Here is a 21,840-nt window from a genome sequence, read left to right on the forward strand (position 1 = left end):
GCGGGCGCGCATACCCGCACATACCGTTTCTCGAGACGGCGCAGGAGGTCGCGGGCGGGAAGCGGGTGGGGTGGATGGACTGGCTCAGGACGGAGATCTTCCAGCCCTATCCCGAGCTGCTGATCTTCCTGACCATCGCCGTCGGCTTCCTGCTCGGCCGCCTCCGGTACAAGTCCATCGCGCTGGGCGCCGTCACCGGCTGCCTCGTCGCCGGGCTGGTCATCGGCTCCCAGGCGAAGGTCGAGATCGACGGCCCGATCAAGTCCGTCTTCTTCCTGATGTTCCTCTTCGCCCTCGGCTACGACGTCGGCCCGCAGTTCTTCCGCGCCCTGCGCAAGGACGGCCTCCCCCAGGTGGTCCTCGCCCTCATCGTCTGCGTCACCGGACTCGCCTCCGCCTGGGCCTTCGCCACCCTCGCCGGTTACGGGCCCGGCCTCTCCGCCGGGCTGCTCGGCGGCGGCCTCACCCAGTCCGCCGTCATCGGCGTCGGCTCCGACGCCATCTCCCACCTGCCCGGCGTCAGTGCGGCCGAGGCGCGGGACCAGTCGCATCTGATCGCCGTCGCCTACGCGGTCACGTACCCCCTCGGTACGGTCCTGCCCGCGCTGCTCCTCGCCGGTTTCCTGCCCCGCCTGCTGCGCCGGGACCTCGCGGTCGAGAGCGCCGTGCTCGCCGCCGACCTGGAGGCCGCCGAGGACGACCCCGACGCCGGGGAGGGCTATTACAAGCACGTGCTGCGCGCGTACGCCGTCGACGTGGCGGCCTTCGCCGGGCGCACGATCGGGGACTTCGAGGCGGAGCAGAAGGCCGCCGGACGGCGGCTCTACATCACCCGGCTGCGCCGCGGCGGGGAGATCCTGGAGCACACCGCGGACACCCGCGTCGAGATCGGGGACGTCCTGGCCGTCAGCGCGGTCCGCGGCGACCTGGTCGCGTACGACGCGCGCACGCACATCGGGATGGAGACGGACGACTTCGAGCTGCTCGCCTACCGCACCGAGTCCCTGCACGTGGTCATCACCGACCGGAACCTCAGCGGCCGCACCATCCGCACCCTGCGCCACGAGGAGTTCATGCCGGGCGTCTTCGTCGACGAGCACTGGCGGGCCGGCGCCGACCTGCGGGTCCGCCTCGACAGCACGGTGGAGCGGGGCGACACCCTGGTCCTGACGGGGCCGCGCAGCCGGGTGGAGGCGGCCGCGGCGGAGCTGGGCACGCCGGTGCCGACCAGCTTCGCGACGGACATGGTGTGGATCGCGCTCGGGCTCTTCCTCGGCGGCTGCCTCGGCATCCCGGCGCTGCACGCGGCCGGGGCGCCGCTGTCGCTGTCCACCTCCACCGGGGCGCTCCTGATGGGGCTGGTCTTCGGCTGGATCCGGAGCAAGTACCCCACGTACGGGAACCTGCCGTCGGCGGCGCAGTGGCTGATGGGCACGCTCGGCCTGTGCGTGTTCGTCACGGTCGTCGGCCTCAACGCCGGCCCGAGCTTCGTCCCGGGCCTGCGCGAAGCCGGCTGGCCGCTGCTGCTCTGGGGCGCCGCCGTCACGACCGTGCCGCTGCTGGCCGGATTCGCCTACGGGCACTTCGTGCAGCGGCTCCCCCTCCCGATCCTGCTCGGCGCACTGGCCGGAGCCCAGACCACGACGGCCGCGCTCGGCGCCCTGACGGAACGCGCCCGCAGCCAGATCCCGGCCCTGGGCACGACGGTCCCGTACGCCTTGGGCAACGTGCTGCTGACGATGTGGGGGTCGGTGATCGTGCTGCTGCGGAGGTGAGCGGGCTGCTGCGGCGGTGAGCGCGGCCCGCGGCCGGGGCGCTCGGGATCGGGCTGCTGGAGCCGCCGGACGACTGGCTGGCCGGGCTGCCGGAGTGGGCCACCGGGCGCGGGATCCGGCTGACCAGCCTGGGCGAGGCGCGGGAGGTGCTGCGGGAACCGGCCTTCGTGAAACCGCCGCGCGAGAAGTCCTTCGCGGCCGCCGTGTACGCGGACGGCGCCGCGCTGCCCGAACTGCCGCCGGACACCCCGGTGCTGGTCTCCGGGGTGGTGGACTTCGCCGCCGAGTACCGGCTGTTCCTGCTGGACGGGGAGATCGCCGCCGGGAGCCGCTACGCCGTCCACGGACGGCTGGACCCCGCCCCGCTGGACGAGGATCCCCGGGCCGCGGAGGTACGCGCCTTCGCGGCCCGGCTGCTCGCGGTGGCGGGTGCCACCCTGCCGAGTGCCGTGACCGTCGACGTGGGCTTCGCCGGCGCCGCCGTGGTGGTCGTGGAGGCCAACATGGCGTGGTTCTCGAACTGTTACGCCGCCGATCCCGGCCGCGTCCTCGACGTGGTGCTCCGCTCGGCCGGCCCCCGCGCACGGGCCTCCGGAGCCGATCTACGGTTCGTGCGCGGCGCAACGGCCCAGGAGACGGCCTGGTGCGGTGAACCTTCCCGGTCACAGCACTAGCCGTGCGGGATCAGGGCCACCGGGCTGTGGGCGTGGTGGGCCACCGCGTGGTCCGTCGGGCCCATGCCGTGCAGGGGGCGGTGGTGGCGGCGGCCCACGACCAGGAGGTCTGCCTCGGCGGACTCGTCGAGCAGGAGCCGTGCCGGGTCGCCGGGGCGGGTCACGCACTCGGTCGGCACCTGTGGGTAGCGCGCTCCGGCCGCCGCCACCGCCGCTTCGAGCGGCTCCGGGTCCGCCGGGTCCGTGTGCACCGCGTGCACGGCGCGCAGCGGGAGCTTGTGGGTGGCCGCCCAGGCGTACGCGAAGTCGAGTACGGCGGCGTGGTCGCCCGCCGGGTCCACCCCCACGACGACCCCGTGTCCGTGCGGCGCGCACTCGGCGGGCTCCCGTACCAGGACGACGGGGACCTCGGCGCGCCCCGCGACGTGCAGCGCGGTGGAGCCGAGCAGCGGGACGACGTGGCGGTCCTCGCCGCTCGCGCCGAGCACGATCAGCCCGGCGTTCGCCTGGGCGGCCGCCCGCGGGATCTCGTTGCCGGGACCGCCCTCGGCGGTGGCCGCCTCGACGGTCAGGCCCCGATGGGTGGTGCGGAGCTCCTCGACCAGGGCCGTCAGTGCGGTCCTCGCCACGTGCTCGCTCGCGCCGAGGACGGGCTGGAACTCCACCGAGATCGGCTGGATGGTCGGCCAGGCCTGGCCCACGTGGAGCAGCCTGAGCGGCACCCCGGCCGCCAAGGCCTCACGGGCGCCCCACCGGGCGGCGGCGAGGCTCCGGGCGGACCCGTCGAACCCGACGAGGACGGGGAGCGCGGGCGAGGGGGGCGAAGTGGGCGGGGCGGGCTGGTCGGACGGGACGGACATCGGCGGCACCCTTCTTTCACATGCCGCGGCCAATTCCTGGTCGCTCTTACGACGCTACGCCAACTGCGCCTTTTGCCCTCTTTGTAGCTTCCCGCCTCTACCGGGCCCCCGGGAGCCTGGCGCAGAAGCCTGGCGGAGACGGGCCCCTCCCGGGCCCGTCAGGCCCTGGGCTGGTTCGGCGCGCTGTCTCCGCCGAGCCTGGGGCTGTAGGGGTGAGGCCTCCGAGCAGGGCCCTCAGACCGTCGCGAGGGAGATCTCGGTCGACTTGATCAGCGCGACGACGGAGGACCCGGCGGCCAGGCCGAGCGCCTCCACGGCGTCCTTGGTGATGGCGGCGGTCAGCCCGCCGCCGTTCACGTCCACCTTGACCGACGCCATGGCGCCGCCGGTGGCGATGCCGGCCACGGTCCCGGGGATCTGGTTGCGATGCTCAGGCTCATGAGTGGTTCGACCTCTTACACGGACGGTTCGGTCGTGCGGCCGGGGCAGGAGAACCGCACAAGATCGACGCCAGGCGGCTTTGGGGCGGCCTGCGTTCAACGCATCGCATCCGCCACCCGGAACCACCCGGGCGGCTCGCCGGTGCGTCAGGAAGAAATCTTCGGGGTTCCTGTCACATCCGTGCCGCGGCGCGGGTCAGTGCGGTGAGGAAGAAAAAACACCCGTCCGCACCGCCGGACGCACCGCCTACCGAGGAGCCCCTCATGGACATCGCCGCCACCATCGTCGCCGTACTCGCCGCCGCCATGTCGGGCTTCTCGGGGTACTCGCTCCTGCGCCGCGCCCCGTGGGTCGTGGAGGCCATGGAGCAGTACGGGGTCCCCCGGGCCTGGTGGACCCCGCTCGGCGCGGCCAAGGCCGCCGGTGCGCTGGGCCTGCTGGCCGGCCTCTTCGTTCCGGCCGTCGCCGTGGCCGCCGGCATCGGCCTCGTCCTCTACTACACCGGCGCCGTGATCACCGTGCTCCGGGCCCGGGCCTATGCCCACGCCCCGTTCCCGGTGATCTACATGGCCCCGGTGGTCGCCGCCTTCGCCCTCGGCTTTGCCGCATAGGGCGCAGGAGGTGCAGGAGGGTGCGGGGGCCGCCGCGGGCCCCCGCTCTGCCCGTCAGGCGAAGTTCGGCATCTCTCCGACCGTCTTCGTCACGTCGATCACCGCGAACGCCGCGCCCTGCGGGTCCGCCACCGCCGCGAAGCGGCCGAAGGGGCTGTCCATCGGACCGAAGTGCAGCTTGCCGCCGTGGGACTGGGTCTTGGCGACCGCCTCGTCGCAGTCCGGGACGGCGAAGTAGACCTGGACGTACGAGGGGATCTCCGGCGGGAAGTCGTCGCCCATGCCCATCCGGCCCAGCACCGGGTTCTCCGGGCCTCCCAGGCTGAAGACCTTGAAGTCCATCCCGGCCATCTCGGGGTCGTCGCCGGCGTCCATCTGCTGGGCTTCGTAGGGGAAGACCTGCGGGAGGAAGGCGTCCGCCTTGGCCACGTCGCGCGAGAAGAACTCGGCCCAGCAGTACGCGCCCGCCTCGCCGATCTTCTCGAAGCCCTTGTGGTCGCCGGGCTGCCAGACGCCGAAGACGGCGCCGCTCGGCTCCTTCGCGATGGCCATCGTGCCGAAGGAGCCGACCTGCATCGGCTCCATGAGGAGCTCGCCGCCGGCCGCCTTGATCTTCGCGGCCGTGGCCGCGGCATCGGGCGAGGCGAGGTAGAGACACCATTGCGAAGGGGCCTCCGCCCCCGGCATCGGCGGCACGATGGCCGCGACGGCCTTGCCGTCGGAGTAGGCCTGCGTGTAGTTGCCGTACTCGGTGCTGGACTCTCCGAAGGTCCAGCCGAGCACGTCGGCGTAGAAGGTCTTCGCGCCCTCCAGGTCGGAGAACATCGCGTCCGCCCAGCAGGGCGCGCCTTCCGTGAACTCAGCCATGATCGATCGACTCCTGTGTCGTGTACGACGTGACCCGTCTCGGTACTCACGCTAGGCGCGGGGTCTGACAATCGCGCGGGGAGCACCGCCGCGCGGGACCCTGGGTGCATGGACGACAAGAACAAGAGCGTCACCATCCGGCTCGCCCAGCAGCCGGAGGCCGACGAGCTGCTGGGCCGCAGCCCGCTCGCCGCGCTGGTCGGGATGCTGCTGGACCAGCAGGTACCCATGGAATGGGCGTTCTCGGGGCCGTACACGATCGCCCGGCGCCTCGGCTCCGACGACCTGGACGCGCACGCGATCGCCGCCTACGACCCGGAGGCCTTCGCCGCGCTGCTCTCCGAGAAGCCGGCCGTGCACCGCTACCCGGGGTCGATGGCGAAGCGGGTGCAGCAGCTGTGCGCGTACCTGGTGGAGCACTACGAAGGGGACGCGGCGGCGGTGTGGACCGGCGTGGGCACCGGCGCCGAGCTGCTGGCCCGGCTGCGGGCGCTGCCCGGCTTCGGGGAGCAGAAGGCGCAGATCTTCCTGGCGCTGCTCGGCAAGCGGCTCGGGGTGCGTCCGCGCGGCTGGCGCGAGGCGGCCGGCGGGTACGGGCCGGCGAACGTCTACCGGTCGGCGGCCGATATCACCGGCCCGGAGTCACTGGCCAAGGTGCGGGCGCACAAGCAGGAGGCGAAGGCCGCCGCGAAGGCCAACACGAAGGCCGGAAAAACCACCTAGTGCTGTGGCCGGGAAGGTTTGCCGGGTCGCGGCGTCCGGTGCGGTGCATCGCAAGGCGGAGGGCCACGGCTCGTACCGGACGTACTTCCGTGGTCCGACAACGCGGCGAGGTGCCGTGCCGGGCGTCGCGACCCGGTGAACCTTCCCGGTCACAGCGCTAGGAAGCGGCCACCAGCCGTGCCACGAAACGGAATTGAGGGTTCGCGCGGGTGCTCTCGCCGTTGTCCGACCCTGCCCCTAAGCTCCTGATCATGACTGAGAATCTGACGCGCGCCGCCACCGCCGAAACCATCTCCGATGGCCCCGGCAGCCTGATCACCCTGCTCACGGACAACGCCGAGCTCACCTGCAACATGTCCAGCCTCGAGGTCGGCGCGGCGGGCGCCCCGGTGCACTTCCACACCAAGGCGACCGAGTTCTTCCACGTCACGGACGGCAGGCTCGACGTCCTGCTCGGCGACGAGATACACACCCTGACCAAGGGCGACTTCCTCACCGTGCCGCCCGGTGTGAAGCACGCCTTCGCCCCGGCCGCGGGCAGCACCGCCGAGGTCTTCGTCGGCTTCACCCCCGGCATGGGCCGCTTCGACTACTACCGGCTGCTCGGCCGGGTCCGGGAGGGCCAGGCCACGGTGCAGGACATCATCGACAGCCAGCCGGTCTACGACAACCACTACGCGGAGAGCGACGCCTGGGCCGGCCGCCTGAAGCGCAGCGCCGAAGCGTAGATCTCGTCGGGGTCGAGCCGTCGCAGCTCCTCCGCGATGAGCTCGGCGCTGCTGCGGATCTTCAGCGCCACCTTGCGGTCGGGGCTGCCCGGCAGGAGCAGGGTGGCCAGCACCCCGTCCGGGCGGTCCACGCGGATCTCCCCGGCCGTGGTCGTCAGCCGGACCCGGGTGATGACCGGGCCCTCGGTCGCCACCCGCTCCACGGGCACGCCGAGCCGGTCCTCCAGCCAGCGGGCCAGCAGCTCGGAGCTCGCGTTGCCGGGCTCGCTCTCCACGGCCGCGCCCGTCACCGGGAGCGGCTTCTGGTCCAGGGCGGCGGCCAGCAGCGAGCGCCACGGGGTGAGCCGGGTCCAGGCCAGATCGGTGTCCCCGGGCTCGTAGGCGCCGCCCCGGACGTCGAGCGCGGCGACCGGGTCGGCGGCGGCCTCGGCGTCCGTGATCCTGCGCTGCGCGAGGGCGCCCAGCGGGTCCCGGGCGGGGGCGGCCGGGGCCTCGGCGGGCCACCAGGCCACCACGGGCGCGTCCGGCACCAGCAGCGGGAGCACCACGGAGCCCGCGTGCTCGTTGAGGGTCCCGTGCAGCCGGAGCAGCACGATCTCCCCGGACCCGGCGTCGGCGCCCACCCGCAGCTCGGCGTCGAGCCGGTTCTGCCGCTGCCGGTGCGAACCGCGGGCGGTGCGCTTTATGACCGCGATGATCCGGCAGGGGTGCTCGCGCGAGGCCTCGGAGGCCGCGCGGACGGCGTCGTAGGCGTTCTCCTCGTCCGTGGCGACGAGGAGGTTGAGCACGAGCCCCATCGTGGGGCTCCCGATGGCCCGTCGCGCGTCGAGGAGGGCCCGGTTGACCTTGCTGGAGGTCGTATCGGTGAGTTCGGTCCGCATGCTCCGAGTCTCGCAGGCCGTACGGGAGCCCGGGTACGGAAGTGCTCCCCGCCCCGGGAGTTCAGCGGCGCCGCCTGGCCGTGCCGAAGATGGACCGGGAGATCTCGCGGCCCAGCTGCGTACCGATCGACCGGGCCAGGGAGCGGAAGAGCCCGCTGCCCACCACCTGTTCCGCCAGCGAGGGATCCGGCTTCGGCGCCGCCTTCGCGGTCGCCTTCGCCTGCTTCTCCGCTTCCGCCGCGGCCGCGGCGGCCTCGGCTTCGGCCTCCGCCGCTGCCTGATCGGCGCTGATCTTCTCGTACGCCGATTCCCGGTCGACGGGCTCCGCGTAGCGCGAGTAGAGCAGCGAGGACTTCACTGCCTGGTCCAGCGCGGCCGCGTCGATCGGTGCCATCAGCGACTGGGGGGCCCGCAGCCGGGTCGCCGCCACCGGCGTCGGCGCGCCGTTCTCGCTGAGCACCGTGATCACCGCCTCGCCCGTGCCCAGCCGGGTCAGCAGCTCCTCCAGGTCGTAGTCGGAGTTCGGGAAGGTCTTCACCGTCGCCTTCAGCGCCTTCGCGTCGTCCGGGGTGAAGGCGCGCAGCGCGTGCTGCACCCGGTTGCCGAGCTGCGCCAGCACGTCGGCCGGCACGTCCTTGGGGGTCTGGGTGACGAAGAAGACGCCGATGCCCTTGGAGCGGATCAGCCGGACCGTCTGGGTGATGGCTTCGAGGAAGGCCTTCGAGGCCCCGTTGAACAGCAGGTGCGCCTCGTCGAAGAAGAAGACGAGCTTGGGCTTGTCCAGATCGCCGACTTCCGGAAGGTCGGTGTACAGGTCCGCCAGCAGCCACATCAGGAAGGTGGAGAAGAGCTGTGGCTTGTCCTGGACCGCCGGGAGCTCCAGTACGGAGACCAGTCCGCGCCCGTCCGCCGCCGTCCGGAGGAATTCGCTGGTGTCGAATTCGGGCTCGCCGAAGAATTCGGCGGCCCCTTGCTGCTCGAAGGCGGTGAGCGCCCGCAGAATCACTCCCGCGGTCACCGTGGAGAGTCCACCGATGCCCTTGAGCTCGGGCTTTCCCTTGTCCGAGACGAGGAACGCGACGACGGCCCGCAGGTCCTTGAGGTCGATCAGCTCCAGGCCCTTGGTATCGGCGTAGTGGAAGATCAGCCCCAGCGACTGCTCCTGCGTCTGGTTGAGCTGGAGCACCTTGGACATCAGGACCGGCCCGAAGCTCGTCACGGTGGACCGGAGCGGGATTCCGGGGCCGATGCCGCCCAGCGAGTAGAACTCGCTGGGGCACCCCGTGGCCTCCCATTCCTGGGCCACGTCCTTGGCCCGTTCCTCGATCTTCTCGTTGGTCGTGCCGGGCGCGGAGATCCCCGAGACGTCACCCTTGATGTCCGCGAGGAAGACCGGGACGCCCTGGGCCGACAGCTGCTCGGCGATGAGCTGCAGCGTCTTGGTCTTGCCGGTTCCGGTGGCTCCCGCGACCAGTCCGTGCCGGTTGAGCATCGACAGCGGGATGCGGATCTGGTGCTCCGGCAGGCAGGCCCCGTCCCAGAGCAGGGCACCCAGATCGAGCGCGGGTCCGGTGAAGGCGTACCCCGCGGCGATCTGGCCGGCAGGGGACGCGGGGTCGGTGCTCTGGCTCATATATCACTCCCGAAATAGCACTCTTCGTCACCTTTGCACCGTCATCGCAAGGCTGCGCCCGCAGGCCCCCGCCCGGTAGGCTTTCCGTGTGATCTTCAAGCGCATCGGAAATAGGCGGCCGTACCCCGACCACGGCAGGGAAACCACCCGGCAGTGGGCGGATGTCGCCCCGCGCCCGGTCCGGCTCGACCAGCTTGTGACCACCAAGGGCCAGCTCGACCTCGAAACGCTGCTCGCCGAGGATTCGACCTTCTACGGGGACCTCTTCGCCCACGTCGTGAAGTGGCAGGGCGACCTGTACCTGGAGGACGGCCTGCACCGCGCCGTCCGCGCCGCGCTCCAGCAGCGCCAGGTCCTGCACGCGCGCGTCCTCGAACTGGGCTGATCCGCCGCTGATCCACCCTTCCGGGGCTCCGGACCGGCCCCGCCCGGGTGTCGGATAGGTCCCGGTTGCGCCTTTCGGGTCAGTCTTGCCCTATCAACAGATGATTCAGTGGGCATCGGCAGCGGTCGGCATTACGCTGCGCACATGAGCATGCTCACTCCCCCTGGCATGGGCGGAAAGTACAAGGTCACGGGAGCGGCTTACCCCCGCATGACCCGCCCTCGACGCCGCCGCCGGATCGTCCTCCTGGTGCTCGGATCGATCATCGGGCTCGCCCTGATCGCTTACGGGGCCGTGCAGCTCATCGATGTGTTCGGCGGGGACGCGGACAAACGCAAGACCGCCGCCGCGGCGAAGGGCTGCGCCACCCCCGCCCCCAAGGCGGGCTCCACCGCCGCCGCCGCGCCGAAGGTCGTCCTCCCGCCGCCCGGCGGGATCACGGTCAACGTCTACAACGCGACCCCGCGCGCGGGCCTCGCCAAGGCCGTGGGCGACGAGCTCAAGAGCCGCGGCTTCACCATCGGGAAGGTCGGCAACGCCCCCGCCGACTTCGACAAGAAGGTGCCGGGCGCCGGGATACTGGTCGGCTCGCCGCAGACGGACAAGGCCGCCTTCTCCGTCCTCGGCACCAACCTCGCCGGCGCCACCCAGCAGACCGACACCCGCGAGACCGCGGACATCGACCTGATCCTGGGCGACGCCTTCAAGGAGCTCACGCCGAAGGCCGACGCGGACAAGGCCCTGGCGGCCCTGGCCAACCCCCAGCCCGCGGCGCCCGCCAAGAAGTGCTGACCGGCCGGCCGCCCCACCGGCTGACCGGCTGACCGACCGAGAAAGCCCGGCCCCCGAAGCGGGGGCCGGGCTTTCCAGCTGTGTGCGGGCCGGTTACTCCGCCGAGCCGTACATGCGGTCGCCCGCGTCGCCCAGCCCCGGCACGATGTAGCCGTGCTCGTTGAGCCGCTCGTCCACCGCGGCCGTCACCACCGTCACCGGCGTGCCCGCCAGCTCGCGCTCCATGATCTCGACGCCCTCGGGCGCGGCCAGCAGCACCACCGCGGTCACGTCGTCCGCACCGCGCTTGATGAGCTCCTTGATCGCCGCGACGAGCGTGCCGCCGGTGGCGAGCATCGGGTCCACCACGTAGACCTGACGGCCCGAGAGGTCCTCCGGCATGCGCGTCGCGTACGTGGAGGCCTCCAGGGTCTCCTCGTTGCGGACCATGCCGAGGAAACCGACCTCGGCGGTCGGCAACAGCCGCACCATGCCGTCGAGCATGCCGAGACCGGCGCGCAGGATCGGTACGACCAGCGGCCGCGGGTAGGAGAGCTTCACGCCGGTGGTCGGACCGACCGGGGTGACGATGTCGGCCTGCTCGGTGCGCACGTCCCGGGTGGCCTCGTACGCGAGCAGGGTCACCAGCTCGTCGGCGAGGCGCCGGAAGGTGGGGGAGTCGGTGCGCTTGTCGCGCAGGGTGGTGAGTTTGTGCGCCACCAACGGGTGATCCACGACCTGCAAACGCACAACATCCTCCAAGACTCAGCTGCCGGGCTTTCACCTGCGACCTGCGACGCCGCTACCTGCGACCGCTCTACCTGCAAAAACGGCCGCAAATGCGCGACCCACACCCAAAAGGCTACGCGCTGCTCCCACCCCTTCGCGCCCGAAGCGGTGGCCACGTCCGCAAACCCCTGAAGATGCGACCCGCCCGGACCCCCAGCACGCTGGACTGATGACGCACGCAATGGTGGTCGCCGCAGTCGACGGATCCGAACACAGCCTCAAGGCCCTGGAGTGGGCAAGGGCGGCGGCAGTGCGCCACGGCACCGGGCTCGTCGTCGCCCACGTGCTGTCCGACAGCGTCCAGCTGTACGCGGCACGCCGTTCCTCCCTGTACGACCGCGCCGAGCCCGAGGAGACCGAGGACCCCGTCAGCGTGCGCATACGGGCCCATCTTGCCGCAGGGGGCCGGCTGCCCTCCGAAGTCCGCTACGAGTCCCTGGAGGGCTCCGTCCCGGAGGCCCTGCGGGACATCGGGGAGGGCGCCCGGATGCTGGTGATGGGCTCCCGGGGCCGCGGCGGCTTCGCCGCGCTGCTGCTCGGCTCGAACAGCCGCGCCGTGGCCACCAGCGCCGCCTGCCCGGTGGTCGTGGTCGCGCACGAGGCGCGCGGGGTGGACGTGGCCGCCCAGGCCTCGGCCGGGCGCGTGGTGCTGGGCCTGCACGCCGCGGAGACGCCCGACAACGTACTGGACTTCGCGTTCACGGAGGCCGTCGCGCGGGCCACCACCCTGCAGGTGGTGTCGGCGTACAGCATCCCGCCGTCGCCGACGATGGTGATCGACAGCCCCTTCGCGGTGATCCCGCCGGAGGCGCGGGTGAGGGAGGACGAGGACGCGGTGCCGGCGGAGCGGGAGATGCTGCGCTCCCAGACGAAGCGGCTCGCGCCGTTCCGGGCGAAGTACCCGACCGTGCCCGTCGAGCAGGCCGCGGTGCCCGGGGACGCCGCCGGGCGCCTCGTCGCCACCTCGAACTCGGCGGCGCTGGTCGTCGTGGGCCGCCACCACCCGCGCCGGCACATCCGGTCCCTGATGATCGGCTCGGTCGCGAACGCCGTGCTGCAGCACGCGCACGGGCCGGTGGCGATCGTCCCGACGCTGTCGGAATCCACAGAGGACTCCCCGGTGGAGCCCCCGAAGGAGTCCGCATAACCGAGCCACCCGAGTCGCCGGAATTGTCGGAATCCGACTGAATTCCCTCCGAGTGGTGACAGAAGGTGGCATCAAACGGCCGGTCCGAGGGAAGGTGGGGGTTCGGGGGGACGGACCGGACCGGACCAGCCAGGGGCGGTGACCCATGCCCGATGACGATCACGAGCCGCTGGAGACGACGGCGCAGCGCAGAGCCCGGCGCGCGCAGTTCCTCCGCGACCTGCACGAAGCCCGGGAACTGCGCGACCGGGTCCAGCCCAGGCGCGCCCGCGCCGCCCGGATGCGCCAGCAGATGCGCATGCGCACCTTCCGCTGGTGAGACCTGCCCGGAGCCGTGCCCTGAGCCCCGCCGAAGGGCCCGCCGAAGGCCCCGGCGAGCTCCCGCCGCGGCCCCCGTACGCCCGCCGCCCGGCCCCCGTCCGGCCCCCGTCCGGCCGCCGTCCAGCCGCCGTCCCGCCCCCGGCACGAGGCCCCGTACAACACGCGCGGCCAGCGCCACGGCGCGGAAGACCTCTCGCAATGGCTCCGTTTCTGCCACGATGCCGACTGGGCGGGGTACGAAACGGCGAGCAGGGGGCCGTTGAACCCCCACCCACCTCCGGCCGGGGGGAACTCCAACCGGCACGCCTATGACCAGTGGGAGAGTCACGGTGTATTTCGCCGCACTGCTCGCGCGCACCGAAGACGGGTGGGAAGCGAGCGACATGGAACTCGACGATGTCGAGTCTCTGAGTGATCTGATCGATCTCGCCCGCTCCGCCTCTGTCGACGACGACACGGTGGTAGCCCTCATCGAACAGGAGGACACCTGGTTCGGGGTCGTCCGGGTGGACGGCGAGGAGGACCCGCGCTACTACGTGTCCAACGCCTCCGCCGCCTCCCGCAGCTCCTACGGCTCGATGCTGACCGACGAGCTGCTCGGCAAGGACGACGAGGACGACGAACTCGACGAGCTGGACCTCGACGGCACCGAGGACGGCGAGGACGAGGTCGTCGCCTCCTATCCGGACGGCGGACCCGCCGACAGAGACGGGGGAGACCACGAGTACGCAGACGACACGGACGACACGGACGCGGACGACAGTCACGGCGTACGGGCAGGATCCGAACCGGCACCCGCCGGTCCGCTCGGCGACCCCAGGCTGCTCGACGACCTCGGGGTCAGCCACAAACAACTGATGACCCTGGACGGGGACGCGCTCTCGGAGATCGCCGATTCGCTCGGCGCCACCGAGGTCCTGGAGGCCGTCCGCTAGTGATCCCCGCGCACCACCACACCCCGCAGCCCACCCCGTACACGCCCGATCCCGTACGGGACCCGTGGCGGGACTCCATGCGCCTGGCGCTCCAGGAGGCCGCCCGGGCGGTGCCGGCCGGCGACGTGCCGGTCGGCGCCGTGGTGCTCGGCCCGGACGGCGATCTCCTCGCCACCGGGCACAACGAGCGGGAGGCGACCGGAGACCCGACGGCGCACGCCGAGGTACTGGCGCTGCGCCGGGCGGCCGCCGCCCTCGGGGAATGGCGGCTCCCGGGGTGCACCCTCGTGGTGACCCTGGAGCCGTGCGTGATGTGCGCGGGCGCGCTCGTGCAGTCACGGGTCGCCCGGGTCGTCTACGGGGCGTCCGACGAGAAGGCGGGCGCCGCCGGATCGCTGTGGGACCTCGTACGGGACCGCCGGCTCAACCACCGGCCCGAGGTCATCGCGGGCGTGCTCGCGGGGGAGTGCGCGCGGCAGCTGACGGACTTCTTCCGCGAGCTCTGAGCACTGCCGCGCGTATGGATTTCAGAGCACGGGTCTCCTTGGGCTAAGCTCTCTCTCGGTAGCGTGTCCGAGCGGCCGAAGGAGCACGCCTCGAAAGCGTGTGATGGTGCAAGCTATCCGTGGGTTCAAATCCCACCGCTACCGCTCTGATCGAGAGCCCCGCCCCGCAAGGGTCGGGGCTCTCGGCGTTTCCCGTGGCGTGCGGTGCCACCGACGGCGGTGCTGCCGGTGTGCGGTGCCACCCGCGTGCGGTGCTGCCGATGTGCCGTACTACCGGCGTCCGAGGGACATCCGCGTGACCGCCCGCGCCCTGGGCCGTTGTCACGGCATGACCAAGACCCAGCGCATCCTCGCCGCCATCGCCCTCGCGGGGGCCGCCGCGGGCCTCGCGGCTCCCGCCGCCTCCGCCGCCCCGATCTCCCCGCTCACCCTCCCGGACCTGCCGGCGCCTCAGGGCATGCCGGACGGGGCGAGCCCGTCCTCCGTGCAGGAGATCGGCGGACAGGTCAGCGGCGGCCTGAACCAGCTCAACCAGCTGATGGAACTGCCGAACCACCTCGCGCCCGTGATCGCCCCGGTCCAGCCGATCGCCGACCTGGCCGGCGGGCTGGAGTAGGCGATACCCCAAGCCCGCAGAGCCCGCAGAGCCCGCACCGTTAGGCGGACAACGCGAAGAAGGCCCCGACCTGAGCCGGGACCTTCAACGGTTGGGACGGGGGAAGTGGCATCGGGGGGACAAGCCACTTCCCCCGATGAGGACGGAACCTGCCAGTCCAAGCCGCAGTCAGGGGGGAAGCTTGCGGCTCGGACCCCGCAGTGAGGTCCTGTCCCTCGCTCACCGATTTCCTGCCAGAACCGGTGGGCTCGTGTTCAATACTGCGCCTGTCGGGGCCGTCGCCACACCGGCAAAGGGCCTGCTTCACCGGGCCATTGGTCCTTAAAGGCCGGGTGAGTGTTCGAACCTGACCGGATAGACTCTCCCGACCTTGCAGGACCGGTTGGGGAGGCCGACAGCGCACGTGGAAACCAAGAAGCTGATCTCGGGCGCTCTCGTCATCTTCGTCCTCTTCGTCATCATCACTCAGCCAGAAAAAGCCGCCGATATGGTGAAAATAGGCTTCCAAGGAATCTCGGATGCCGCAACGGCGATCGGCGAGTTCATGACCGAACTGGTGCGCTGAACCCGTACGCTGAAGCGGTTTCCGGACTTCCCGGCCCCCCACTCCGACGGGTGGGGGGCTTTTTGCGTTCGCACGCGCGGGGCAAGATGCCCTATTACGCCCAACTTGCCCTCAACACGGCTATATACGGTGCTTGCACACAGTGCACATGTCTTGTGATGCTATGACCGCTTTTGACCGATGAGTTGATGACGTGAAGTGAAGGGGTGGGCGTGACCGTGCCGGCCAGTACTGCGCCCGAGGTGCCGCCCCAGCAGGACCCGCAACAGGAGCACCCACAGGAACCGCACCGGGACTCCGCCCAGGCCCCGCACCAGGGCGCCCCGCAGGCCCCCCACCAGGCCCCGCACCAGGGCGCCCCGCAGGCTCCGCACCAGGCCTCCGCCCAAGCCCCGCACCAGGGCTCCCCGCAGCCCTCCGCGCAGGAGTCCCACGTACCGCCCCAGCAGGAGGCCCCCGAGGAGCCTCCGGTCGCCCCCAGGCCGCAGAGCCGGGGTGCCGACACCCGGGCCCTCACCCAGGTCCTGTTCGGGCAGCTGAAAGACCTGCAGCCGGGCACCAGCGAGCACTCGCGGGTCCGCGGCGCCCTCATCGAGGCCAACATCCCGCTCGTCCGGTACGCGGCGGCCCGCTTCCGCAGCCGCAACGAGCCGATGGAGGACGTGATCCAGGTCGGCACGATCGGGCTGATCAACGCGATCGACCGGTTCGACCCGGAGCGCGGGGTGCAGTTCCCGACCTTCGCGATGCCGACCGTCGTGGGCGAGATCAAGCGGTACTTCCGCGACAACGTCCGCACCGTCCACGTACCGCGCCGCCTCCACGAGCTGTGGGTCCAGGTCAACGCCGCCACCGAGGACCTCACCACCCTGCACGGCCGCACCCCGACCACCCCCGAGATCGCCGAGCGGCTTCGCATCAGCGAGGACGAGGTGCTCTCCTGCATCGAGGCCGGCCGCAGCTACCACGCGACCTCCCTGGAGGCCGCCCAGGAGGGCGACGGGCTCCCCGGCCTGCTCGACCGCCTCGGCTACGAGGACCCCGAGCTGGCCGGTGTGGAACACCGCGACCTGGTCCGCCACCTCCTCGTACAACTGCCCGAGCGCGAGCAGCGGATCCTCCTCCTGCGGTACTACAACAATCTGACCCAGTCGCAGATCAGCGCGGAGCTCGGCGTCTCCCAGATGCACGTCTCCCGCCTCCTCGCCCGGAGCTTCGCCCGGCTGAGATCCGCAAACAGGATCGAGGCCTAACCGGATCGGGTGGAGATCATTCTCCGCGTTTCCTGACACACCGGCAGATTCCCGCCCTAGAGCAGGCCTATCGTGTTCTGTCGCTGGAGATACTTGTCGACATGGCGCTACAGCGTGTTGCCGACATGTGACATTCTGCTGGAACCGCGTTTGCCGCAGCCCCGCCTCCGGTATTCAGGTGGAGGCTGCGTTCCTCCGACGGGCGCGCAGATGAAGCGCGAACCGTCCGCGACCTCAAGGGGGTGGCATGTCCGTAGACCAGGGCAGCTCACAGGTGCTCACGCTCGTCAAGCAGCGTGAAGTGCCGGCAGTGTCCCACCGCTCGGAAGCCATCGACACCCGGATCGACACCCGCACCCTCTCCCGCTCCCTCTTCAAGAGGCTCGCCGGCCTTGACGCGGACAGTCCCGAGCGGACGTACGTACGCGACACCCTGATCGAGCTGAACCTCCCCCTCGTGCGCTACGCGGCGGCCCGCTTCCGCAGCCGCAACGAGCCGATGGAGGACATCGTCCAGGTCGGCACGATCGGGCTGATCAAGGCCATCGACCGGTTCGACTGCGAACGCGGCGTGGAGTTCCCGACCTTCGCCATGCCGACGGTCGTCGGTGAGATCAAACGGTTCTTCCGGGACACCTCCTGGTCCGTGCGCGTCCCGCGCCGGCTCCAGGAGCTGCGCCTCGCCCTCACCAAGGCCAGCGACGAGCTCGCCCAGAAGCTCGACCGCTCGCCGACCGTGCCGGAGCTCGCGGCCGTGCTCGGGGTATCGGAAGAGGACGTCGTCGACGGCCTCGCCGTGGGCAACGCGTACACCGCCTCCTCGCTCGACTCGCCCTCCCCCGAGGACGAGGGCGGCGAGGGCTCGCTCGCGGACCGGCTCGGGTACGAGGACACCGCGCTGGAAGGCGTCGAGTACCGCGAGTCGCTCAAGCCGCTGCTGGCCAAGCTTCCGCCCCGGGAACGGCAGATCATCATGCTGCGGTTCTTCGCGAACATGACCCAGTCGCAGATCGGCGAGGAGGTCGGCATCTCCCAGATGCACGTCTCCCGGCTGCTCACGCGCACGCTCGCTCAGCTGCGCGTCGGCCTGATCGGCGAGTAGCCCCCGCACCCCCTCCGGTCACCGGTGCGGGTGCGGGTACGAGTGCGGGTGCGGGTGCGCTCGGGCAATCCATCGCACCCGCTTCCCAATTGACGGCGCGTCAGGAAAACTGCCGGGATGCCAAAGGTATCCCGGCCAGCCGCCCTGCTCGTCCTGTGCGCCACGGCCGCCACCGCCGCCACCGCCGCCCTGACCGGCTGCGCAGGCCCGGCGCGCGAGGGCTACGTGGCTGTCGGCGCGGCCGCTCCGGGCCCGGAGCGGGGCGTCGGCGAGAACGTCGCACCCAAGGCCCGGGTCGAGTTCCAGTCGCTCCCGCAGGCAGCGCCCGGATCCTCCGCGGCCTCCGGCGGCACGTCGGGCAGCACCTCGGCGGACATCCCCCCGAGCGGCGCCCCGGGCGCCACTCCGGGCGGAGGCCCGGGCGAGGTCCCGGGCGGTACGCCGCCCAGCGCCCCGGGGCCCCGGCCCTCGGGCGGCCCCACCCCGGGCGGAGGCACGCCCACCGGCCCCGGCGGCACCGGGAACCCGCCCGGCACCTCACCGGGCACCAGGCCTCCCACCGCCCCGGGCGGTACGCCCGGCACTCCGTCGAGCCCGCCCCCGAAGCCGGCCCCGTCCACGCCCGCGCCGCCTCCGGCCACGCCGGCGAAGCTGAGCATCGGCGCGCCCACCCGTACCGCCACGGCGGAACGCTGGTGCGAGCAGGTCACGGTGGCCTTCACCAACACCGGTGGCACCGCGGCCCGTTCGGGCACGGTCAGCTTCGCGACGCACATCATCGGCGCGCTGGGCGTCGACTGGGCCACCATCACCTCGACCCAGCCGCTGCCCGCCCCGATCGCGGGCGGCACGACGAAGACGAAGACCTACCGGATCTGCGTCGAGTCCTGGCGCGTCCCGCTGGGCATGCGCGTGGAGACCCAGAAGGTCACGGCCACCTGGAACTGAGCGGGCGGCCGGGCCGTCGGCGCGTACTTCAGAGCGCGAGCCAGGCCACCACGGCGATCAGGACCACCGCCGCGACGGCGACGCCGATCCACAGCCCCGCGCCCGGTCCCGACTTGCGCGCGGCACGGTTCTGCATGCGCGAGCCCGGGACGGCGGGGGCCGGTACCGGCTCCTCGACGAACGCCCGGAACATCTGAGTGCTGCCCGCGGGGTCGTAGTCACCCTGGGGAGCCTGTGAGTTGTGGTTCGAGTCGTGATTCGCAGCCATGCGCAGGACCCTAGCCGGTTTTCCGATTCCTTTACCGCCCAGCCCCCCGATTCATTTGCCTGTAACAACCATCTGCTTCTATGGTTGCCCGAAGCAACGACATTCGAGGAGGGGCCGTGACCGCAGTCGCCGACCAACCGGCCGCGCGCTACGCGGAACTGGCCCGGCAGCTCACCGGCATCGGCGCCGTCAAGCGCGACCTCGCCCGCCTCCTGCCCCCCGACTGCCCTCCCGGTTCGGCGGCCGTGCTCACGGTGCTCGACCGTCACGGCGAGATGCGGCTCAGCCGCCTCTCCGAATACCTGGCCATCGACATCTCCGTGACCAGCCGGCACGTCGCGCACACCGCCGACCGCGGCTGGATCACCCGCGACACCGACCCCGGCGACGCCCGCTGCCGGATCCTGCGCCCCACACCGGCCGGCCGCGCGCTCCTCACCGAGCTCGGCACCCGCCACACCGACGCGCTGGAGACGGCCCTGGCCGACTGGTCCGACGAGGACGTCGACCACCTCAACATCCTGCTGGCCCGACTCCGATCGAGCTTCACGCTTCCAGACAGCTAGACCGAAGGAAACACATGGCTACGACCACACCCACCGGTGTGCGGGGAGACGGCCGGCCGCAGAGCACGTCCGACAGCGCGCCCATGACCCACCCGCAGATCATGAAGGCGCTCTCCGGGCTGATGCTCGGCATGTTCGTGGCGATCCTGTCCTCCACGATCGTCTCCAACGCCCTGCCCCAGATCATCGGCGACCTCGGCGGCACCCAGTCCTCGTACACCTGGGTGGTCACGGCGGCCCTGCTCTCGATGACGGCGTCGACCCCGCTGTGGGGCAAGCTCTCCGACCTCTTCAGCAAGAAGCTGCTGGTCCAGATATCCCTGGTGATCTACGTCCTCGGCTCGATGGTCGCGGGCATGTCCCAGAACACCGGCATGCTCATCGCCTGCCGCGTGGTCCAGGGCATCGGCGTCGGCGGGCTCTCCGCCCTCGCCCAGATCGTCATGGCCGCGATGATCTCCCCGCGCGAGCGCGGCCGGTACAGCGGCTACCTCGGCGCGGTCTTCGCCGTCGCCACCGTCGGCGGCCCGCTGCTCGGCGGGGTCATCACCGATACGAGCTGGCTCGGCTGGCGCTGGTGCTTCTACGTCGGCATCCCGTTCGCCGTCATCGCCCTGATCGTGCTCCAGCGCACCCTGCACCTGCCCGTCGTCCGCCGCGACGTCAAGGTCGACTGGCTCGGCGCCTTCCTGATCAGCGGCTCCGTGTCGCTCCTGCTGATCTGGGTGACCCAGGCCGGCAGCTCGTACGACTGGATCTCCTGGCAGACCTGGACGATGACCGGCGGCGCGCTCGCCCTCGGCCTGCTCTTCGTCCTCGTCGAGTCCAGGGCGAGCGACCCGATCATTCCGCTGCGCCTGTTCCGCAACAAGACCATCAGCCTCGCCTCGGCTGCCTCGCTCTTCGTCGGCATCGCGATGTTCTCGGGCACCGTGTTTTTCAGCCAGTTCTTCCAGTTGGCCCGCGGCGAGTCCCCCACGATGTCCGGAATCCTCACGATTCCCATGATCGGCGGGCTCTTCGTCTCCTCCACCGTTTCCGGTCAGGTGATCACCAAGACCGGTAAGTGGAAGGCCTGGCTCGTTTCCGGCGGTGTGCTCCTGACGGCCGGACTCGGCCTGCTGGGCACCCTGCGGTACGACACCCCGTACTGGCACATCGCAATCTTCATGGCGCTGACCGGGCTCGGCCTCGGCATGATGATGCAGAACCTGGTCCTCGCCTCCCAGAACCAGGTGGCCCCCGAGGACCTCGGCGCGGCCAGCTCGGTCGTCACCTTCTTCCGCTCGCTCGGCGGCGCGATGGGCGTCTCCGCCCTCGGCGCGGTCATGGCCAACCGGGTCACCCACTACGTCCAGGACGGTCTCGCCGCGCTCGGCCCGAAGGCGGCGGCCATGGGCCACGGCGGCACCGGCGGGGGCGCGATCCCCGACCTCGACAAGCTGCCCGAACCCTTCCGCACGGTCGTGGAGTCCGCGTACGGGCACGGCGTCGGCGACGTCTTCCTCTACGCCGCACCCACTGCGCTGCTCGCGCTGGTGCTCGTGGTGTTCATCAAGGAGGTCGCCCTGAGGTCGAAGCCGGCGGCCCACGAGCCGGCCGCCGCCCCGGCGGAGTAGCCGGGCGGTCTACGGGCCTGCGGGTCTGCGGGTCTACGGGCCTGCGGGCGCGGCGGGGGCGGCCGGTGCGGCGGCCCCCGTCGCGTTGCCGGCGTGGGCCTGGATGCCGGCGATCAGGACGTCGAGTGCGAGGCAGAACTCCCCGTCGGGCGGCCGCCGGACGGTGCCTCCACAGCCGTGGAGGAACTGGGAGACGGCCAACCGGGCCCCGGTGCGGGTGGCGTCCGACAGGCCGGTGGAGTCCAGCAGCCGGTGCAGGGCGGCGTCGAAGGCCCGCGCGTGCGGGCCGATGTTCGGGTACGCGGCGGTGAGCGGAGCCACCCAGGGGTGGTCCACGAGCAGCCTCCGGTAGCCCCGGGCCAGCGAACGGAGCCGGCCGGGCCAGCCCTCCGCGGGCGGCCCGGCCGGCTCCTGCTGTTCGCCCAGCTCGCCCAGGGCGTTGTCCAGGGCGAGTTCGAGCAGGTCGTGCTTGGTGTCCACGTACCAGTACAGGGACATCGCGGTGACCCCGAGCCCGGCGGCGAGCCGCCTCATGGAGAACCGGGCCAGCCCCTCGGCGTCCAGCAGCCGTACGGCCGCGGCCGTGATCCGCTCCCGGTCCAGTCCGGCGGGGTCCTCGCTGCGCCGCCGGGCGGGTGCGGCCGGTTCGGCGGCCAGCCAGACGCTGGTCCGGGTCGTGCCGGGATCGGCCGGGGTGACCATGGAGGCATCCTCCTCACGCACACGGGCCGGCCCGGAATGCCCGGTCCGCCCCCTTGATGCTAGTGCTGTGGCCGGGAAGGTTTGCCGGGTCGCGGCGTCCGGTGCGGTGCATCGCAAGGCGGAGGACCGCGGCTCGTACTGGACGTACTTCCGT

Annotated in this window: 25 protein-coding genes, 1 tRNA gene and 1 pseudogene; 19 read left to right on the forward strand and 8 right to left on the reverse strand. The window is 71.6% G+C overall.

The genetic code is table 11. From position 1 onward, the window contains the following. Positions 1-74 precede the first annotated feature (74 nt). Together ACFWBW_RS33660 and ACFWBW_RS33665 are read left to right on the forward strand one after the other, a co-directional pair. A complete protein-coding gene (locus ACFWBW_RS33660) occupies positions 75-1,775 on the forward strand; it encodes an aspartate:alanine exchanger family transporter (protein ID WP_385380836.1) in 1,701 nt (566 codons plus the stop codon). A gap of 146 nt (positions 1,776-1,921) precedes the next feature. After that, positions 1,922-2,449, forward strand: a complete 528-nt coding sequence (locus tag ACFWBW_RS33665; protein WP_385380839.1) for an ATP-grasp domain-containing protein — start codon at positions 1,922-1,924, stop codon at positions 2,447-2,449. Here ACFWBW_RS33665 and ACFWBW_RS33670 read toward each other — a convergent pair. Further along, positions 2,446-3,309, reverse strand: coding sequence for a universal stress protein (locus tag ACFWBW_RS33670; RefSeq protein ID WP_385380842.1), 864 nt, complete (start codon positions 3,307-3,309; stop codon positions 2,446-2,448). The genes ACFWBW_RS33665 and ACFWBW_RS33670 overlap by 4 nt on opposite strands. A gap of 234 nt (positions 3,310-3,543) precedes the next feature. Continuing rightward, a pseudogene (locus tag ACFWBW_RS33675) lies at positions 3,544-3,735 on the reverse strand (molybdopterin-binding protein); the annotation flags it as partial. A 278-nt stretch (positions 3,736-4,013) separates the two neighbouring features. On the opposite strand from ACFWBW_RS33675, the gene ACFWBW_RS33680 reads away from it, so the two are divergent. Continuing rightward, positions 4,014-4,361, forward strand: coding sequence for a DoxX family protein (locus tag ACFWBW_RS33680; RefSeq protein ID WP_385380845.1), 348 nt, complete (start codon positions 4,014-4,016; stop codon positions 4,359-4,361). A gap of 54 nt (positions 4,362-4,415) precedes the next feature. On the opposite strand, the gene ACFWBW_RS33685 is transcribed toward ACFWBW_RS33680, so the two are convergent. Further along, on the reverse strand, positions 4,416-5,228 hold the full coding sequence (locus tag ACFWBW_RS33685; protein ID WP_385380848.1) for a VOC family protein: 813 nt from the start codon (positions 5,226-5,228) through the stop codon (positions 4,416-4,418). Positions 5,229-5,336: 108 nt separating this feature from the next. On the opposite strand from ACFWBW_RS33685, the gene ACFWBW_RS33690 reads away from it, so the two are divergent. Both ACFWBW_RS33690 and ACFWBW_RS33695 read left to right on the forward strand, forming a co-directional pair. After that, positions 5,337-5,951, forward strand: a complete 615-nt coding sequence (locus tag ACFWBW_RS33690; protein ID WP_385380851.1) for an HhH-GPD-type base excision DNA repair protein — start codon at positions 5,337-5,339, stop codon at positions 5,949-5,951. A 251-nt stretch (positions 5,952-6,202) separates the two neighbouring features. After that, complete coding sequence (locus ACFWBW_RS33695; protein WP_385380854.1) at positions 6,203-6,679, forward strand: cupin domain-containing protein; 477 nt, start codon at positions 6,203-6,205, stop codon at positions 6,677-6,679. On the opposite strand, the gene opcA is transcribed toward ACFWBW_RS33695, so the two are convergent. Both opcA and ACFWBW_RS33705 read right to left on the reverse strand, forming a co-directional pair. Continuing rightward, positions 6,625-7,560, reverse strand: a complete 936-nt coding sequence (gene opcA, locus ACFWBW_RS33700; protein WP_385380858.1) for a glucose-6-phosphate dehydrogenase assembly protein OpcA — start codon at positions 7,558-7,560, stop codon at positions 6,625-6,627. The genes ACFWBW_RS33695 and opcA overlap by 55 nt on opposite strands. A 61-nt stretch (positions 7,561-7,621) precedes the next feature. Beyond that, positions 7,622-9,193: a helicase HerA-like domain-containing protein gene (locus ACFWBW_RS33705; protein ID WP_385380860.1), complete on the reverse strand. Its 1,572-nt coding sequence runs from the start codon at positions 9,191-9,193 to the stop codon at positions 7,622-7,624. Between the two features lie 88 nt (positions 9,194-9,281). Between ACFWBW_RS33705 and ACFWBW_RS33710 the strand changes: the two genes are divergently transcribed. Together ACFWBW_RS33710 and ACFWBW_RS33715 are read left to right on the forward strand one after the other, a co-directional pair. Further along, positions 9,282-9,578 carry a type II toxin-antitoxin system VapB family antitoxin gene (locus tag ACFWBW_RS33710; RefSeq protein ID WP_112446725.1) on the forward strand — a complete coding sequence of 99 codons (297 nt, stop codon included), beginning with the start codon at positions 9,282-9,284 and terminating at the stop codon, positions 9,576-9,578. Positions 9,579-9,722: 144 nt separating this feature from the next. Continuing rightward, positions 9,723-10,370, forward strand: a complete 648-nt coding sequence (locus ACFWBW_RS33715) for a LytR C-terminal domain-containing protein (protein ID WP_385380866.1) — start codon at positions 9,723-9,725, stop codon at positions 10,368-10,370. Positions 10,371-10,463: 93 nt separating this feature from the next. Here the strand turns inward: ACFWBW_RS33715 and upp are convergent, their stop codons facing one another. Continuing rightward, positions 10,464-11,099, reverse strand: coding sequence for a uracil phosphoribosyltransferase (gene upp, locus ACFWBW_RS33720; RefSeq protein WP_250738518.1), 636 nt, complete (start codon positions 11,097-11,099; stop codon positions 10,464-10,466). A gap of 208 nt (positions 11,100-11,307) precedes the next feature. On the opposite strand from upp, the gene ACFWBW_RS33725 reads away from it, so the two are divergent. The 10 genes from ACFWBW_RS33725 to ACFWBW_RS33770 all read left to right on the forward strand — a co-directional run bounded on the left by ACFWBW_RS33725 (position 11,308) and on the right by ACFWBW_RS33770 (position 18,531). Further along, positions 11,308-12,285 (forward strand): universal stress protein, encoded by a 978-nt coding sequence (locus tag ACFWBW_RS33725; RefSeq protein WP_385380870.1) that lies wholly within the window; start codon positions 11,308-11,310, stop codon positions 12,283-12,285. A 145-nt stretch (positions 12,286-12,430) separates the two neighbouring features. Next, positions 12,431-12,604, forward strand: a complete 174-nt coding sequence (locus tag ACFWBW_RS33730) for a hypothetical protein (protein ID WP_243341832.1) — start codon at positions 12,431-12,433, stop codon at positions 12,602-12,604. Between the two features lie 331 nt (positions 12,605-12,935). Further along, positions 12,936-13,541: a hypothetical protein gene (locus tag ACFWBW_RS33735; protein WP_385380874.1), complete on the forward strand. Its 606-nt coding sequence runs from the start codon at positions 12,936-12,938 to the stop codon at positions 13,539-13,541. Positions 13,542-13,618: 77 nt separating this feature from the next. Continuing rightward, positions 13,619-14,047, forward strand: coding sequence for a tRNA adenosine(34) deaminase TadA (gene tadA / locus ACFWBW_RS33740; RefSeq protein WP_385380902.1), 429 nt, complete (start codon positions 13,619-13,621; stop codon positions 14,045-14,047). A 57-nt stretch (positions 14,048-14,104) separates the two neighbouring features. After that, positions 14,105-14,191, forward strand: a tRNA-Ser gene (locus tag ACFWBW_RS33745). Positions 14,192-14,342: 151 nt separating this feature from the next. Continuing rightward, positions 14,343-14,663, forward strand: coding sequence for a hypothetical protein (locus ACFWBW_RS33750; protein ID WP_250738522.1), 321 nt, complete (start codon positions 14,343-14,345; stop codon positions 14,661-14,663). Between the two features lie 403 nt (positions 14,664-15,066). After that, positions 15,067-15,228 carry a hypothetical protein gene (locus ACFWBW_RS33755; RefSeq protein ID WP_385380877.1) on the forward strand — a complete coding sequence of 54 codons (162 nt, stop codon included), beginning with the start codon at positions 15,067-15,069 and terminating at the stop codon, positions 15,226-15,228. Between the two features lie 212 nt (positions 15,229-15,440). Then, a complete protein-coding gene (locus ACFWBW_RS33760; RefSeq protein ID WP_385380880.1) occupies positions 15,441-16,481 on the forward strand; it encodes a SigB/SigF/SigG family RNA polymerase sigma factor in 1,041 nt (346 codons plus the stop codon). A 247-nt stretch (positions 16,482-16,728) separates the two neighbouring features. Continuing rightward, positions 16,729-17,583 (forward strand): RNA polymerase sigma factor SigF, encoded by an 855-nt coding sequence (locus ACFWBW_RS33765; protein WP_243341827.1) that lies wholly within the window; start codon positions 16,729-16,731, stop codon positions 17,581-17,583. A 117-nt stretch (positions 17,584-17,700) separates the two neighbouring features. Further along, positions 17,701-18,531 (forward strand): hypothetical protein, encoded by an 831-nt coding sequence (locus ACFWBW_RS33770; RefSeq protein WP_385380883.1) that lies wholly within the window; start codon positions 17,701-17,703, stop codon positions 18,529-18,531. A gap of 28 nt (positions 18,532-18,559) precedes the next feature. Here ACFWBW_RS33770 and ACFWBW_RS33775 read toward each other — a convergent pair whose 3' ends face one another. After that, positions 18,560-18,799, reverse strand: a complete 240-nt coding sequence (locus tag ACFWBW_RS33775) for a hypothetical protein (protein WP_385380886.1) — start codon at positions 18,797-18,799, stop codon at positions 18,560-18,562. A gap of 80 nt (positions 18,800-18,879) precedes the next feature. Between ACFWBW_RS33775 and ACFWBW_RS33780 the strand changes: the two genes are divergently transcribed. Together ACFWBW_RS33780 and ACFWBW_RS33785 are read left to right on the forward strand one after the other, a co-directional pair. Continuing rightward, complete coding sequence (locus ACFWBW_RS33780) at positions 18,880-19,365, forward strand: MarR family winged helix-turn-helix transcriptional regulator (RefSeq protein WP_385380889.1); 486 nt, start codon at positions 18,880-18,882, stop codon at positions 19,363-19,365. A 14-nt stretch (positions 19,366-19,379) separates the two neighbouring features. Beyond that, positions 19,380-20,984 (forward strand): MDR family MFS transporter, encoded by a 1,605-nt coding sequence (locus ACFWBW_RS33785; protein WP_385380892.1) that lies wholly within the window; start codon positions 19,380-19,382, stop codon positions 20,982-20,984. Between the two features lie 33 nt (positions 20,985-21,017). Here the strand turns inward: ACFWBW_RS33785 and ACFWBW_RS33790 are convergent, their stop codons facing one another. After that, entirely contained in the window at positions 21,018-21,686 is a 669-nt protein-coding gene (locus tag ACFWBW_RS33790; RefSeq protein WP_385380895.1) for a TetR/AcrR family transcriptional regulator, read from the reverse strand. Between the last annotated feature and the right edge of the window lie 154 nt (positions 21,687-21,840).

This window comes from Streptomyces sp. NPDC059957 (genome assembly GCF_042730015.1).
In the GTDB taxonomy this organism is placed as follows: domain Bacteria; phylum Actinomycetota; class Actinomycetes; order Streptomycetales; family Streptomycetaceae; genus Streptomyces.